Below are 14526 nucleotides of genomic sequence, written 5' to 3'. Positions count from 1 at the left end.
AACCGGGTGCAACGCGACCCGTTTTTTTTATTTCAGATGAGAGCGGAGGTGGCGGTTATAAATCGTGACAAAATCTTCACGCCCTCTATATTATTAGCTCAACATATCCTTTTATACTGATTTCCGTCGCGCAAGGTCGTTGATCCCGACCGGGTTCGATAATAGCATCCTGCTATTTCCCTTCTGTAATATCCCCTGTCCCCCTTCCATTCCCAACCGCAGCGATGCGGAGGAGGGGGACCTCCTTATTTTTGCCGCGTGATCTGATAGCGATACTGAGTGGGCGTGAGCGCATGATATTTTTTGAAGGTACGATTAAACGCACTGAGATCGTCATAACCGACCATCATACAAATATCGACGATTCGGTAACCAGGCGTCGTCAGCAATAAACGGCGACACAGCGACATGCGCTGCTGGCGGATATATTCCATTGGCGAACGATCAAAATAATGACGGAAGAGCCGAAACAAATGCCAGGGGGAATAACCAGAGATATCGCTCAGATCGTCGACGGTCAGTTTCTTATCCAGATTATTATCGATCCACAAGAGCAGGTCGCTTAATACCGATTGCTGGAGCGTTTTGCTACGCATAATTGCGGCCAATCCCATAACGCAGGGCTCCTCAGTGAGGAGCCCTGGGGTTTATTGAACAGTGAGTGTGCCGTGGCGAACCTGATAATTTTTTTGATTATCAGGGCCAATATAGTCGCTGGCGGGTTTTGCCAGCTGCAGATGACCAAAGGCGGTAGTTTGCTCTGCATGATAATTTTCGCCGTCATTCACGTCGCCGCGCCCGTTATAACGGGCAATAGCCGGGAAGGGATACACCGGACGAGTCGCGATAACAGCTGGAGCAGCGTCAGCGTAAGGCTGACTGACTTTCTGCACGCCGTGAAACTGCGTTTGCGCATCTGGTTTTTCTGTCATCGGCGGCAGGTCGGCAGCGGCTGTTGCCCGTTTGCCGGCCATGATCTCCTGCGGCGCGATGCCTTCCTCGGTCCAGCGCATCAGCGGGGTAAGGAGATCAATTTGATCGTAACCTTCGCCATTACCGCAATGGGCTACCCCAGGCAGCAGGAATAACCGCAGGAAGGTATCCGTTGCGGCATGGCCCATCTCTGCTTCTACGCCGCGATAATAGGCGATAGAAAAGGCCGGACTGACGGAGTCATCGGCCAGACCGTGCCAGAGGATAAGCTTGCCGCCGCGCTGTTGATAGGCATGAAGATTGGTATTTGCCGCGTTATAGAGCGGCGCCAGTTGGGCGACGGCGTCAAAATTCTGCTGGTTAAGCGGAAAATCCCGCATCGATTGGATCTTCTGTTTTTCTCCTGGCAGGAGCACGGATTGCAGAGCCGGTAGTACCATCATTTCCGACATTGAGTGGCCGGTCGGCGTCTCGGGCACCGGCCAGCGTAGCTCGGAACCCAGCGGCAGACCGCCCGCGACGAACTGGGCGCCGTGGCTGTCGTAAGCGCCGCGGTAGAGCTTTTTCACCACCTCGATCTCTTCCTGCGTCAGGCAGGTAGAACGATCCCGAGCATCGGCAGGACAGCGGGGGAGCCATGACTCAGAGAACTGACAGGCATACGGATTTTGCAGGATACCATCCTGCACGCCGGAAAGCGTCGGGCAGTGAGCCAGCACGGCCTGGTGAATCAGAGGAAGGCGATTTTTCAGCAGGATAGCGGTACCGTCCGGGCGCTGATTGGCGGCCACATTCCAGCCGTGGAAGAAGGAGTTCTGAAACTGGAAAAAGGCCGCTGGCGCGCCAGCGCTGATACCGTCAAAATCCTGCGGAAAGCGCTGCGCTTCCATCAATGCTTCGCGACCGCCGTCTGAGCAGCCCATAAAGTAGGCATACTTTGGCGGCTGGCGGTAAAGCGTCTGCATCACCGCTTTGGCCAGCACGGCGGTCAGGTGGTTGGCGCGCCAGGCAAAATCGATGCGCTTTTGCGGATCTTCGGCCCATGACGCATCCATCATACTGCCATGGTGCCCCATATCGGTTGCTGCCACCACAAACTCGCCGTTCATTGCCGGCAGGCAGCCGCTGGCATTCGACAGACTCAGGTTAATACTCCCGCACAGTCCGCCACAGCCGACCTGCAAAAAACGTTGACTCCAGCGTTGAGTCGGCAGGGCAATCTGCACGCCAATCTCAGGGGCGATAGTGGCGCTCACCTTGCACCAGCTTCCCTGCGCGGAGGTCTGCATTTCAGTGTGATTGATAGTGACCTTTGCGCCAACGGCCGCGCTGAAGTTGGTATCGCTTAGCGCATCGCATGTCAGCGCGGGAAGAACGATCGGCAGACTGGCGACAGCCTGCGTGGGTGAAGCGAACGATAACCCGAAGAGGGCGCAGAGGATGATGGGCAAGATTGTCTTGAGTAAGCGTGTCATACGCAGTTCCCTGTGGCTGATGATGGGAGGCGGCAGGATGGCTAAACCTATGCCTCACCTTCCCTGGCGAGGCGCCACTGCTTGGCTATTGTAGATAACGATAGACTTTCCTTGATGCCTTGATAAGGCGACCCTACTGTATTCTGCTATTTTGAGGAAAATATGGAGATGTTTGCCAACGGCGTCTGGCGGTGAATTCGGGGTAGAATGTTGTGATATCAGTTGCATAATTTATTCAATTTCTCTTCATTAAATCTGCTGGGTTGCAGGTTATTTTTCTCCCTGTTCCTGGTGATCCCAGAGAGCATCATTCCTAACGAGATCCTTCCCCCTTTCCATTAATAAGAAAGGGGGCTTTTTATTAATAAAACGTTCAGGCAAATCTAAATATAGTACTGGTGTTGGCCATTAGAACCATGCGCTTCAGAAAAAGTTCCATCATTAAATATATTTTTAAAGATGCTTTAACATCCATTTTTTCTCCATTTTGTCGCCATAATTGCATGTAATTCTGCGCCTCGCTCAGGTTATTTTCTGTCGCATATTTTAGAGATGCATCCTGAACAAATAAGCTCAACGCCAGCAGAACACTGCTATTGCTCATTATCTCGTAGACGACACATTCATGTTAAAAAAGACTCATATCATCAGCGGATTATTGATCGCCCCTTTAACGTTATATGCCGCAACATCATATCAAGTTGATGATATCCGTTTTGAAGGGCTACAGCGCGTGACCGTCGGGGCGGCGCTATTAAGTATGCCATTGCACGCGGGAGATGCGGTGACGCCAGAAGATGTCAGCGAGGCAGTGCGCGCGCTGTATGCGAGCGGCAATTTCGAAAATGTGCAGATCCTGCGCGATGGGAAAACGCTGGTGGTGCAGGTTAAGGAACGGCCCACTATTGCCAGCGTCAGTTTTTCCGGGAATAAGGCAGTGAAGGATGATGCGCTAAAGGAAAATCTCACCGCGTCCGGTATTTCTGCAGGTAGCGCACTGGACAGAAATTCGCTTAGCGAAATAGAAAAGGGGTTGCAGGATTTCTATTACAGCGCGGGGAAATACAGTGCGCAGGTTCACGCGGTGGTGACCCCGTTACCGCGTAATCGCGTTGACTTAACGTTCGTCTTTCAGGAAGGCATCGGCTTTGTTGAATAAATCAGATTTCGGGTAAGTCTCCCCCGTAGCGGGTTGTGTTTTCAGGCAATACGCACGCTTTCAGGCATACCTGCTTTCGTCATTTTGTTCAGCGCTCGTACCAGGGCCATAGCCTCCGCAACCTGACCATCGTAGTCACGCAGCGTCAGTGAACCCCCGAACAGCTGTTTTACCCGGTACATCGCCGTTTCCGCTATCGAGCGACGGTTGTAGTCTGTTGTCCATTTCCACCGCGCATTACTCCCGGTCATTCGCTGATTAGCCACTGCACGGTTACGGTCTGCATATTCACCGGGCCAGTAACCCGCACCTTTTCGGGGAGGGACAAGCGCGCTGATTTTCTTACGCCGCAGTTCATCGTGACATAGCCGGGTATCGTAAGCGCCATCGGCGGCGGCTGACCTGATTTTCCGGTGGGTTTGCCGGATTAACCCGGGGAAGGCCTCTGAGTCCGTAACGTTGTTCAGCGACAGGTCAGCGCAGATGATTTCATGTGTTTTACTGTCAACGGCGAGATGCAGCTTACGCCAGATACGGCGGCGTTCCTGGCCATGCTTTTTGACTTTCCACTCGCCTTCACCGAAGACCTTCAGCCCGGTGGAATCAATTACCAGGTGTGCGATTTCACCCCGGGTGGGCGTTTTGAAACTGACATTAACCGACTTTGCCCGCCTGCTGACACAGCTGTAATCCGGGCAGCGTAGCGGAACGTTCATCAGAGAAAAAATGGAATCAATAAAGCCCTGCGCAGCGCGCAGGGTCAGCCTGAATACGCGTTTAATGACCAGCACAGTCGTGATGGCAAGGTCAGAATAGCGCTGAGGTCTGCCTCGTGAAGAAGGCGCTGCCGACTCATACCAGGCCTGAATAGCTTCATCATCCAGCCAGAAAGTTATGGAGCCACGGTTGATGAGGGCTTTATTGTAGGTGGGCCAGTTGGTGATTTTGAACTTTTGCTTTGCCACGGAACGGTCTGCGTTGTCGGGAAGATACGTGATCTGATCCTTCAACTCAGCAAAAGTTCGATTTATTCAACAAAGCCGAAGGCATCTCGGCGAAAATCGCACAAATAAACATTATCGGTAATCAGGCGTTTCGGGAAGAGACGCTCCTGGACCAGCTTCAGCTACGTGATAATGTGCCGTGGTGGAACGTGGTAGCCGATAAAAAATACCAGAAGCAGAAGCTGGAAGCCGATCTGGAAACGCTGCGCAGTTTTTATCTCGATCGCGGCTATGCGCGCTTTGCTATCGAGTCCACGCAGGTCAGTATGACGCCAGATAAAAAATCCCTGTATATCACTATCGCCCTCAATGAAGGCGAACGTTATCGGGTCGACCGAACTCAGGTGACAGGCGATCTGGCTCAGCATGGGCCGGAGATCGAGGCGCTTGCCCAGCCGCTGGCGGGGGCATGGTATAGCGGGGCGCAAGTCACCACGGTTGAAAATGAGATCAAAAAGCATTTTGGTAAGTATGGTTATGCCTGGCCGCAGGTGACGTCCACGCCGGAAATCGATGATGCGCATCACCGCGTGGTGCTGCATATTCAGGTCAACGCGGGCCGCCGCTACTCGGTACGCCAGATCCGCTTTTCCGGTAACGACACCTCCCGGGACGCGGTGCTGCGTCGTGAAATGCGCCAAATGGAAGGGGCGTGGCTCAACAACGAAAAAGTCGATCAAGGGAAGGTACGTCTTGATCGAACGGGTTTTTTTGAGAACGTTGAACAGCAGATCGTTCCGGTCAATGGAACGGCGGATCAGGTCGATGTGGTCTACAAGGTGAAGGAGCGCAACACCGGCTCATTCAATGTGGGCCTGGGATTTGGTACGGACAGCGGCGTGAGCTATCAGCTTGGCGTGACGCAGGATAACTGGCTGGGAACGGGTAATAGCGTTAGCTTCAACGGGACGCGCAACAGCTACCAGTCTTATCTTGAACTGGGGGCGACGAACCCGTGGTTTACCGTAGATGGCATCAGCCTGGGCGGAAAGATTTTTTATAACAGCTATGATGCTTCTGATGCGGATGCCGGGAGCTATAACCAGCAGAGCTATGGTTTAGGTAGTACGCTAGGGTTTCCCATTAGCGAAAATAACTCCCTGAACCTGGGACTGGATTATGTCCATAATCGCCTGACCAATATGGATCCGGAGCTGACGACCTGGCGCTACCTCAGCTCTCGGGGAATCGAGCCCAGCGTGGTGACGAAAGATGGCGACAGCGGCGCAAAATATAGCGCCAACGATTATTTTGTGAGTCTTGGATGGGGCTACAACGATCTCGATCGCGGCTTCTTCCCGCGTGCGGGAAACAAGAGCAGCCTGAGCGGTAAAGTGACGCTCCCCGGTTCGGATAATAGCTACTACAAACTCTCTTTTGACACCGCCCAGTATCTGCCGCTGAGCGAGAACAAGCGCTGGGTCTGGATGGAACGCCTGCGCGCAGGCTATGCCGGCGGGTTAGACGGCAAAAGTGTGCCGTTCTACGATAACTTTTACGCTGGCGGTTCGTCGTCAGTGCGCGGATTTTCTTCTAACACCATTGGGCCTAAAGCGGCCTATTACCGCTGTAACGGTAGCGAAAGCAGCTATAGCGCCTGCCCGCTGGACGCCTCGTCTGATGCGGTCGGCGGGAATGCCATGGCGGTGCTGAACAGCGAATTTATCATTCCAACCCCCTTTGTGAATGACAAATACGCCGATAGTCTGCGAACCTCGCTGTTTGTTGACGCGGGGACGGTCTGGAGTACATCCTGGCACAACACCGCGCAGACGCTGGCGGCAGGGATCCCTGACTACGGCGATCCGAGTCATATTCGTCTCTCCGCGGGGATTGCCGTGCAGTGGATGTCTCCCCTCGGTCCACTGGTCTTCTCCTGGGCAGAGCCGTTTAAAAAGTACGATGGTGATAAAGCAGAACAGTTTCAGTTTAATATCGGCAAAACCTGGTAGGGCTCCAACGGGGCCTGATAGACCGGCGTGGCTATATTCTGTGGACTGTCCTCCGATATAGCGATTGAGCAGAATATACTCAACCGCTATGTCGATATTATCGCTAAGGAATGCGATCTGGCGGGACACCCGCGACATTTACCCGAGCGCGGTCTGCGGGCCTCGCGGACCTGGTGGCGTACGACGAGGTAACCGCGCAATAAATAGCTGCCTGCTACTATCCTCTCTTCTTGCCAAACCGCAGGTAATACTCAGCGCTGCATCATCTAATACCAATGACTGAGGCCTCATCCAGAGGGACTAAGACGTATTGTAAATTAAGTTTATATTATCTTATTTTTTATTATATTTTCTTTTTTAAGGGTAATTTGGCTGTTTTTCATCAGGCCTAACCATAAATTTAGAGAGGGAAATGAAACGTTACTAATAATGGAGTATGTCGTTAGGAATTGCCTTAAATCACATAATTGTCAGGGGTGCTTGCGATTTATAACAATGAATGCTATCACTATATATTGTAATAATTTGTAGCATCTTTATAAGGAAGGAATATGAAATGGACTATTCTTAATACCCTGATCTGCCCGCAATCTGGTATCGCCTTCTCGGCTATATCCAGTCTGCGTTTCTTGAAATTTATCATGTGGTACGAGGCTGATGTAATCCTGTTGCCCGGTGAGTCGATAAGACTCTATTCCTCGAGAGTTTTAATTAATGACCAGTATCATTCATTAAAAATCTATAATATTACGGTGTACGACGAGGCGCAGTGGGAAAAATTACGCGAGCGACCATCGTGCCCGTACCATGCCGGTGGCGAGCGGTCTGACTCCTGTTTTTACCAGTCCTTTTGCACGATTAAGCGTTGCCCGAATAATATTCCCCGCAGTGAACCCTGGCGTTAGCCAGTCCACGCCGCCGGTCAGACACCGACGGCGTGGCGTCATTTCGCCAGCAGGGCGGCCAGTCGAGGCTGGACGCTTGCGCAGCCGGCCAGCACGAGGTTGCCTCGCCGCAGGCCCGCATTGGCGAGAAACGCATTGCACGTTCCGCCCGCCTCCTCAATCAATAGCATGCCTGCCAGCGCATCCCAGCTGTTCATATGCGCTTCATAATAGGCGTGGAGCTGACCGGCGGCGACATGCGCCAGCATCAGGGCGCCCGCGCCAAAACGGCGATACTCCAGACCGGCGTCGAGCAGCGTGTCGATGGCCCGGGCGTAGTCGCTGGCCGGGGCCCGGCTGGAGCGCCCCATGCCGATCACCACCGCATCGGGCTCCGGCTCGCGTAGCGTCAGGCGCCGACCGTTGAGATACGCGCCTTCGCCGCGGGCGGCGAAGAAAAATTCATCGCGATCGGGGGCGTAAATGATGCCGAGCGACAGCTCGCCCTGGCACACTCGCGCCAGTGAGATGCACCAGTAATCCATGCCGAGGATAAAGTTGGTGGTGCCATCGACAGGATCCAGCACCCAGACGGTCTGGTCGTCGCCTTCAAAACCGCTCTCCTCCCCGAGGAAACCCTCCTCGGGAAAGTGGGCCTGCAGCCAGCCTTTAATCTCTTGTTCTACCGTGAGATCCGCCTGCGACACAAAGTCCTGGCGCGCTTTTTTATCGACCTGTAATCCCGCATCGCGCAGCGCCTGGGCGTGGGCGCCTGCCTGGCGAATCAAGGCGCATAATGACTCTCGTTGTGCTTCCGTCATAGTCCTGCTCTCAGATAACAAAGGGCGACGTGCGCCGGTGAATTAAGGTTACCTCCACCCAGGTGGTGCGTGAAGGTTGCGAAGGGTCGGCGGCGCGCTCCAGAAGCCGGGCGAGCGCCTGGCGGGCGATCGCCGCCACATCCTGATGTAGCGTGGTGAGCTGATAGCTATATTGCGCGGTCGTCGGCGTGTTATCAAAACCAATCAGCTGAAAATCCGCCGGAGCCTCTCTGCCGCGCTGGCGCATTCCATCGAGAAAGCCACAGGCAAGCTGGGCGTTGGCGCAGAAGATCCCCTCCAGCGCCTCGTCGGCGAGCGCCGCAGCCTGTAACCCGCCCGCGTAACCTTCTTGCTGACAGGCGAGGATCGCCAGGTGGCGTTCAACGTCCACTCCGCGCGTTTGCAGCGCCCGGCCGAACGCTTCCCCGCGCATGCGGCCGGCCCAGGTGGAAGGATGGTGGTTGAGCCAGCCAAAGCGCTGACAGCCGCTGCGCAGCAGTTGGTCGGCGGCCAGTTCGGCGCCGGCGGCGTTGTCAGAACAAACGTAATCCACGCCGGGGATCGTCGGCTGTCGATTAATGCCCACGACCGGAATATGCTGCTGGACGCAATCGTTCACCAGCGCCTCCGGCGGCTGGCCGGAGGTGACGATAACGCCGGAGACGCGAAACTGAGCGAAACGGCGCAAGGTCTGCGCCAGATCCTGCTCGCTGTGGATCTCGCTCACCAGCGCCTGAAAGCCTTGGCGCTGGATCTCGTTAAGCAGCGCATCAAGCAGGGTACTGCGAAAAGGATCGCTGATGCGCGAGACGATCACGCCGATTAAGTGGCTGCGCTGGCGGTTCAGCCCCTGGGCGAGGAAGTTAACCTGATACCCCAGCTCTTCGGCGGCGCGCAGTACCCGCGCCCGGGCGTCGGGAGAGATGCTGCCGTTGTTGCTCAACGCCCGGGACACCACTGCCCGGGAGACGCCCGCTCGCCGGGCAACATCCTGGGCGGTGACGCTGGGTTTGCGTGGGTTCATAGGAGGTACGTCTCGTCAGTGGGCGTGGGACGCGGCAGCGTTAAGGTGAGTCCATCCCGGGAAACGAATAAGCCCGGCCACGGCTGACAGGCCTGCTTTAGCGCCGACAGAGAAGCATCCTCGCAGTGATAGAGCCCCATCGCCGGGAGCTGCAGCGTTCTGAACAGCATCAGGCAGGAGGGGAAATCGCCATGCGAGGCGTCATCGTCCAGGGCTGCTACCGAGGCGCACTCCTGAAACGCCAGCCCGGCGCCGGCCATCAGGGCTATCGAGTCGGCGGTCGGTCGGCCATCGCCGCTGTAAAACAGCGTCTGCCCGGCAATGGTGATGCGGATGGCACGATTACTCAGCTCATGCTGGGTGGGGGCAGTGCGGATCTGCCAGTCCTGCCACGTCCAGGCTTCGCGGCATTCCTGCCAGTCGATGGTGAAACCAAGGTCCGCCTGCGGCCAGTTCGCCAGCGCGGCCAGCTGCATGAGCACCGGCTGCTGCGCCGGCTGGCAGTAGATAATGACTGGCTTCTGACGGGAATAACTTTTCCAGTGGTTCAGTAGCGCCGTCAGGCCGGTGCAGTGGTCCGGGTGAACGTGGGTGAAGTAGATCGCGTCGATATCGTTGACCTCGCCGCCGCGCTGCCAGAGCGCGCGGGGAACGGTGGGGCCGCAGTCGATTAACCACTGTTTGTTGTCCGCATCGATCACCCGCAGCGCGGAGGTATTTTGCGTGCAGGAAAAGGCGCTCCCGCAGCCAAGCACATCTATTTTCATTTACCCTCGCCAAAATTTTTTGCCGCTTAATTAAATTGTCATAAATACCCGACAAAGTAGGCTCACATCATGTCGATTCAACGTTGCATTTTTTTTACAGCCAAATGAACACGTGTTCACCTTGCTAAAAAAAATGCCGCAGCAGCGCTTTCAGGTAGCGAATATGAGTTATTTACAGATCTCCGGCCTTAAAATTAGTTATGGCGATAAGGTGGTTTTACATAATATCGATCTGGCGGTAGAGCAGGGAGAGATGATTGCTCTACTGGGCGCGTCGGGATGCGGAAAAACCACGCTGCTGAACGCCCTCTGCGGCTTTATTCCGGTGCAAAGCGGCGAGGTGGCTATTGCCAGCCGAACGATCACTCATCTTGCGCCGGAGCAGCGCAATATCACCATGGTATTTCAAAGCTACGCCCTGTGGCCGCACCTGACGGTAGCGCGCAATATCGGCTATGGCCTGAAGCTGCGCAAATGGCGCGGGGCGGATATCGCGCGGCGGGTGGCGGAGCTGCTGCGAATAGTCAATCTCGAAGGGCTTGGCGAGGTGAAAGTGACCGAACTGTCAGGCGGCCAGCGGCAGCGGGTGGCGCTGGCGAGAGCCCTGGCCATAGAGCCCCAGGTGCTGGTGTTGGATGAGCCGTTATCTAATCTGGATGCCAAAGTGCGCCTGAATGTGCGCCATGAAATTAAATCTCTGCAAAAGAGACTGGGGTTCACGTCATTAATTGTCACCCACGATCAGCAGGAAGCCTTAGTGATGGCGGACCGCATTGCGGTATTAAATCAGGGGCGTATTGAACAAACCGGCACGCCGGAAGAAATATATCAACGCCCCGCGACGCCCTTCGTCGCTGATTTTATGGGGGCCGATAATAAAATAATTTCCGGTGAATTATCCGCTGCCGCAATATCCGGTTTATCTGCCGCTCAGCAGGGTGACAACGTTATTTATTTTCGCAGCGCCGATGCCGCGCTCGCTGAATTAACGCAGCCTGCGCCGCAGGAGGGGCTGGCTCTGGAAGGCGTGGTGGAGCAAAGCGCGTTTCTGGGCAATCTGTATCGTCACAGCGTGCGCTGCCATGACCGCCTGCTGCTGGCGGATGCCGCGCAGTGCTGGCCGACAAAAAGCCGCGTTCGGCTCCATGTGCCAACGCCGGCCCTGCATATTTTTCCTTTACCACTATCACAGTGATATCAGCGTGTTCATTCTGGGGACAATCCATGTTGACTAAGACGAAAGCAGCGATCGTAACGACCCTCTTCCTGAGCCTTGGCGCACAGGCCGACACCATTCTCAACGTCGCCACCGCGGGCGATCAGAATATGGTGGATTATGTAAAAACCTGGCTGGGGCCAAAATTTGAAGCCGCTCATCCCGGCGTCAAGGTGCGGGTGATCGGTACCGGCCCCGGCGACGCCGGGTCGAATAAAATTAGCGAGAAGCTAACGGCCCAGCAGGAGAGCGGCGCGCAGCAGTGGGATATCGACGTCGCGGTAGTGCACCAGAAGGCGGGCGGTGAGCAGGTGGCAAAGGGATTGCTGCAAAAATACCGTCAGGATATTCAGACCGGCGGCATGGTAAGTTCGCCGAGCGCCACCCAGGCGCTGGGCGTTAACGTTGACGGATACGTGATGCCGATGTTCTTAAGCCAGACCGCTATCGCCTGGAACAGCGATCTGGTCACTACCCCGCCGACGTCGTATGACGAGCTGGTGGCCTGGACGCAGAAACACCCGCAGGCTTTTGGCTATAACGGCATCAAGAACGGCATGTCCGGCGTCAGCTTTGTGGTGGGCTGGATCTACGCCTACGGGACCGACGCCCAGCGTCTCTCCGCCGGGCCTTATGATAAAAGCGTCGAAAAAGGCTGGCAGCAGGCCTATGAGAAGCTAAAGGCGTTCAATAAAAACGTAACTTTCACCCCGGGCAACGCCGGGACGCTCGATATGCTGAGCCGGGGGGAAATTGCCATGGGCCCGGTGTGGGTCGATATGTTCTATAGCTGGAAAGATCAGGGCAAGCTGCCGCCGTCGATCAAGCTTGCTTTACTGGCGCCGGGCATGCCGGGCCAGCCGATGTATTACGTCATCCCGGCGAAGGCGGCGAATCCGCAGCTGGCGCGCGACTTTATCGCGCTAGCCACCAGCCCGGAAGTGCAGGCGCAGGGGATCGTCAAGCAGTTCAACTGGTATCCGGGCATCGACGCCGGGCAGGTGAAGCCGAAGCTGGATGCGGCGACCTGGCAAAAGCTGTTTGCCGAAATCTCGCCGGAAGCGCTGGCGAAGTATGGCAAAAGCTTCCCGATCGCCCCCTACTTTGACGATATCAAAGAGGGTTACGAAAGCCAGGTGGCTAATTAAACCTTTTCCAGCCCGGGCCGCCGTCCCGGGCGCTTGCTTGTGCTGACGCCAGGTTTATTATGTCCAGTTCATTAAAATATCTGCTGCTGGTTGCCCCGGCGGCGCTGATGATCGCGATCCTGTTTTTGTATCCGCTGGGGTTTTCGCTGGTCTCGGCGTTTACCGCGCCGGGACAGCCGTTCACCCTCGATCACTTCCGCAAGGTCTATGCGCTCTACGCCAGCGATGTGCTCTTTTCGCTGCTTATTGTGCTGATCTCGGTGGCGCTGTTAGCGCTGCTCGCCATTACCCTGTCGGCAGTGATTGCGCTGTCACCCTGCCGACCCGTTGTGCGTCTGCTGGGTTTTTTGTATCGCCTGCCGCTGTTTATTCCTTTTATCGTTGTTGCCCAGATGATGCGCACTTTTCTCGCCAAAAATGGCCTGATGAACAATGCGCTGGTGGCGGCCGACCTGGTCACGCCGCTGGAGACGCTCTCCTGGCTGGGATGGAAAGGGATAGTGATCACCTTTGTCTGGAAGCAACTGGCCTTTGCCACGCTGCTGATCTGCGGGGCGATGGCGGCGCTGGAGTCGTCGCAGATCCTTGCTGCACGTAATCTTGGCGCCTCCCGGCCGCGGATCCTGTTCGATATCATGCTGCCGCAGGTCCTGCCGACTATCGGCGTGGCGCTGGTGCTGTCGACGGTGACCATGATGTCGGTGCTGTCGGTACCGTTGATGATCGGCGTGGGAACCCCGACGATGCTAACCGTGGATATGGCGTTTCGCGTCAATTCCTATGGTGATTACGCGGTGGCGAATGCGCTTGGCGTGGTGTCGCTGGCGATCTGCGGCGCGCTGTCGTGGTTTTACCTGCGCCACAGCCTGCAGCAAAAAGGCGGTGAATCATGAAAGCGCTGGCCCTCGTATCAACCCCGGCATGGTGGGTGAAAGGGCGCCGTAAAGTGCGCGCCAGTCCGGTGCTGCAGACCCTGCTGCTGCTGTTTATGCTGCTGGCGATGTTTGGTCCGCTGCTGAACCTGTTGATCTGGACCGTAGCGGAAAGCTGGTATTTTCCCCATTCGCTGCCCAGCCGGTGGGGGCTGAAGTACTGGTATCAGGTTTTCAATCCATACAGCGATGTCTCCAGCTCGCTGTTAACCAGCGTGCTGATCGCTCTGTTATCGGTGGGGGTCTGTTTGCTGATTTCCGTACCCGCCGGCTATGCGCTTTCCCGGCGGAAAATGCCATTACGGATGCTGTTCATGCTGCTATTTCTTATCCCGCAGGCCTTTCCTAACCTGACGGTATACATGAATGTTGCCCGATTGTTTTATCAGTGGGGATTGAACGGCAGTATCGCAGGGGTGGTGCTGGTGCATAGCGTCCACGGTCTGATGTACTCGGTGTGGATCTGTGTGGCCGCGTTTTCAGCCATCGACCCGCTGCTGGCGCGGGCATCGCATAACCTGGGCGCCGGGCCGGTGTATACCTTCTGGCACATCGTGCTGCCGCAGGCGGCGCCGGGGATCGTTGCCGCCAGCATCTTTGTTTTTCTGGAGTCGCTGGATGAGTTTACCGGCACTTTCTTCGTCGGGGCGCCGGATATCACCACGCTGCCGCTGCTTCTCTATAATGCCAGCATGTCGGGTAACTATCAGGTCTCGTCGATTTCCGCGCTGATTTTGCTGGCCCCGTCGCTGCTCTTTATGGTGGTGATCCATAAATTTATGCGTCCGGAGATGATGGCGAAATTAGGGAAATAAGGGCTGCAGAAAACGAAAAAGCTTCCCGTCGGGAAGCTTTTTAACCTCAGGTCATCATCATTGGCCATTCTGGCGGCGTCTGACTCATGACTTCAATCATCACATCTTTGATATTGCCCCAGATTTTGGCCATATCAAGCAGGGTGATACCGAGCAAACCGGTGGCGAACCAGCAGGCGGCGGCCAGGCCGAGGCAGCTGCAGATCACCGCCAGACCGGCGTAATCGCTTTTGCGAAGCTGAATATTCAGTGAGCTGGCGAGAAACATCAGTACCGCGCTCACCAGGGGCCAGCGCAATAATACGACACTGGTAGTAATGGAAGCCATTAACCTATCCTCAAAGAAAGTCGGGAGCCATGGACGACCTGACGCGACTGACGATGGCATAGCGCTCT

The 14526-nt window shown here is 55.7% G+C and carries 13 protein-coding genes and 2 pseudogenes; 7 read left to right on the top strand and 8 right to left on the bottom strand.

All coding sequences use genetic code 11. From position 1 onward, the window contains the following. Positions 1-245: 245 nt before the first annotated feature. The 3 genes from ACR809_RS23875 to ACR809_RS23865 all read right to left on the bottom strand — a co-directional run bounded on the left by ACR809_RS23875 (position 246) and on the right by ACR809_RS23865 (position 3012). On the bottom strand, positions 246-614 hold the full coding sequence (locus ACR809_RS23875) for a helix-turn-helix transcriptional regulator (RefSeq protein ID WP_004177844.1): 369 nt from the start codon (positions 612-614) through the stop codon (positions 246-248). Positions 615-647: 33 nt separating this feature from the next. Further along, on the bottom strand, positions 648-2408 hold the full coding sequence (locus ACR809_RS23870; RefSeq protein WP_122051611.1) for a tannase/feruloyl esterase family alpha/beta hydrolase: 1761 nt from the start codon (positions 2406-2408) through the stop codon (positions 648-650). 373 nt (positions 2409-2781) lie between these two features. Continuing rightward, on the bottom strand, positions 2782-3012 hold the full coding sequence (locus tag ACR809_RS23865) for a potassium:proton antiporter (RefSeq protein ID WP_004192625.1): 231 nt from the start codon (positions 3010-3012) through the stop codon (positions 2782-2784). Between the two features lie 21 nt (positions 3013-3033). On the opposite strand from ACR809_RS23865, the pseudogene ACR809_RS23860 reads away from it, so the two are divergent. Beyond that, positions 3034-3552 (top strand): annotated as a pseudogene (locus ACR809_RS23860) (POTRA domain-containing protein); the annotation flags it as partial. A gap of 56 nt (positions 3553-3608) precedes the next feature. Here the strand turns inward: ACR809_RS23860 and ACR809_RS23855 are convergent. After that, on the bottom strand, positions 3609-4577 hold the full coding sequence (locus ACR809_RS23855) for an IS5-like element IS903B family transposase (protein WP_162992539.1): 969 nt from the start codon (positions 4575-4577) through the stop codon (positions 3609-3611). A 14-nt stretch (positions 4578-4591) separates the two neighbouring features. On the opposite strand from ACR809_RS23855, the pseudogene bamA reads away from it, so the two are divergent. Together bamA and iraM are read left to right on the top strand one after the other, a co-directional pair. Next, a pseudogene (gene bamA / locus ACR809_RS23850) lies at positions 4592-6523 on the top strand (outer membrane protein assembly factor BamA); the annotation flags it as partial. Between the two features lie 551 nt (positions 6524-7074). Then, positions 7075-7428, top strand: a complete 354-nt coding sequence (gene iraM / locus ACR809_RS23845) for an anti-adapter protein IraM (protein ID WP_002885039.1) — start codon at positions 7075-7077, stop codon at positions 7426-7428. A gap of 38 nt (positions 7429-7466) precedes the next feature. On the opposite strand, the gene ACR809_RS23840 is transcribed toward iraM, so the two are convergent. From ACR809_RS23840 to ACR809_RS23830, 3 genes are read right to left on the bottom strand one after another with little or no spacing between them, the layout of a single operon-like run. Then, positions 7467-8228 carry an inositol monophosphatase family protein gene (locus tag ACR809_RS23840; protein WP_122051610.1) on the bottom strand — a complete coding sequence of 254 codons (762 nt, stop codon included), beginning with the start codon at positions 8226-8228 and terminating at the stop codon, positions 7467-7469. A gap of 10 nt (positions 8229-8238) precedes the next feature. Next, on the bottom strand, positions 8239-9252 hold the full coding sequence (locus ACR809_RS23835) for a LacI family DNA-binding transcriptional regulator (RefSeq protein WP_040217687.1): 1014 nt from the start codon (positions 9250-9252) through the stop codon (positions 8239-8241). After that, a complete protein-coding gene (locus tag ACR809_RS23830) occupies positions 9249-10019 on the bottom strand; it encodes an MBL fold metallo-hydrolase (RefSeq protein ID WP_002885048.1) in 771 nt (256 codons plus the stop codon). The genes ACR809_RS23835 and ACR809_RS23830 overlap by 4 nt, the downstream gene beginning before the upstream one ends. Positions 10020-10182: 163 nt before the next feature. Here ACR809_RS23830 and ACR809_RS23825 point away from each other — a divergent pair, with 163 nt between their 5' ends. From ACR809_RS23825 to ACR809_RS23810, 4 genes are read left to right on the top strand one after another with little or no spacing between them, the layout of a single operon-like run. After that, complete coding sequence (locus ACR809_RS23825; protein WP_122051663.1) at positions 10183-11214, top strand: ABC transporter ATP-binding protein; 1032 nt, start codon at positions 10183-10185, stop codon at positions 11212-11214. 29 nt (positions 11215-11243) lie between these two features. Continuing rightward, on the top strand, positions 11244-12383 hold the full coding sequence (locus ACR809_RS23820; RefSeq protein WP_023317420.1) for an ABC transporter substrate-binding protein: 1140 nt from the start codon (positions 11244-11246) through the stop codon (positions 12381-12383). A gap of 59 nt (positions 12384-12442) precedes the next feature. Further along, positions 12443-13276, top strand: a complete 834-nt coding sequence (locus tag ACR809_RS23815) for an ABC transporter permease (RefSeq protein ID WP_004177833.1) — start codon at positions 12443-12445, stop codon at positions 13274-13276. Then, entirely contained in the window at positions 13273-14130 is an 858-nt protein-coding gene (locus ACR809_RS23810; protein ID WP_060568095.1) for an ABC transporter permease, read from the top strand. The genes ACR809_RS23815 and ACR809_RS23810 overlap by 4 nt, the downstream gene beginning before the upstream one ends. 46 nt (positions 14131-14176) lie before the next feature. Here ACR809_RS23810 and ACR809_RS23805 read toward each other — a convergent pair whose 3' ends face one another. After that, positions 14177-14458, bottom strand: coding sequence for a YjcB family protein (locus ACR809_RS23805; protein ID WP_004177826.1), 282 nt, complete (start codon positions 14456-14458; stop codon positions 14177-14179). Positions 14459-14526 lie beyond the last annotated feature (68 nt).

The sequence above is a fragment of the Klebsiella sp. CD33 genome, assembly GCF_051992865.1.
Taxonomy (GTDB): Bacteria; Pseudomonadota; Gammaproteobacteria; order Enterobacterales; family Enterobacteriaceae; genus Klebsiella; species Klebsiella pneumoniae.
This window is presented reverse-complemented; position numbering and strand designations above follow the sequence as displayed.

What these genes read in the sequence shown, in the direction of transcription:
- ACR809_RS23875 (WP_004177844.1), bottom strand. Translation starts at nt 614, where the DNA reads ATGGGATTGGCCGCAATTATGCGTAGCAAAACGCTCCAGCAATCGGTA.
- ACR809_RS23870 (WP_122051611.1), bottom strand. Translation starts at nt 2,408, where the DNA reads ATGACACGCTTACTCAAGACAATCTTGCCCATCATCCTCTGCGCCCTC.
- ACR809_RS23865 (WP_004192625.1), bottom strand. Translation starts at nt 3,012, where the DNA reads ATGAGCAATAGCAGTGTTCTGCTGGCGTTGAGCTTATTTGTTCAGGAT.
- iraM (WP_002885039.1), top strand. Translation starts at nt 7,075, where the DNA reads ATGAAATGGACTATTCTTAATACCCTGATCTGCCCGCAATCTGGTATC.
- ACR809_RS23840 (WP_122051610.1), bottom strand. Translation starts at nt 8,228, where the DNA reads ATGACGGAAGCACAACGAGAGTCATTATGCGCCTTGATTCGCCAGGCA.
- ACR809_RS23835 (WP_040217687.1), bottom strand. Translation starts at nt 9,252, where the DNA reads ATGAACCCACGCAAACCCAGCGTCACCGCCCAGGATGTTGCCCGGCGA.
- ACR809_RS23830 (WP_002885048.1), bottom strand. Translation starts at nt 10,019, where the DNA reads ATGAAAATAGATGTGCTTGGCTGCGGGAGCGCCTTTTCCTGCACGCAA.
- ACR809_RS23825 (WP_122051663.1), top strand. Translation starts at nt 10,183, where the DNA reads ATGAGTTATTTACAGATCTCCGGCCTTAAAATTAGTTATGGCGATAAG.
- ACR809_RS23820 (WP_023317420.1), top strand. Translation starts at nt 11,244, where the DNA reads ATGTTGACTAAGACGAAAGCAGCGATCGTAACGACCCTCTTCCTGAGC.
- ACR809_RS23815 (WP_004177833.1), top strand. Translation starts at nt 12,443, where the DNA reads ATGTCCAGTTCATTAAAATATCTGCTGCTGGTTGCCCCGGCGGCGCTG.
- ACR809_RS23810 (WP_060568095.1), top strand. Translation starts at nt 13,273, where the DNA reads ATGAAAGCGCTGGCCCTCGTATCAACCCCGGCATGGTGGGTGAAAGGG.
- ACR809_RS23805 (WP_004177826.1), bottom strand. Translation starts at nt 14,458, where the DNA reads ATGGCTTCCATTACTACCAGTGTCGTATTATTGCGCTGGCCCCTGGTG.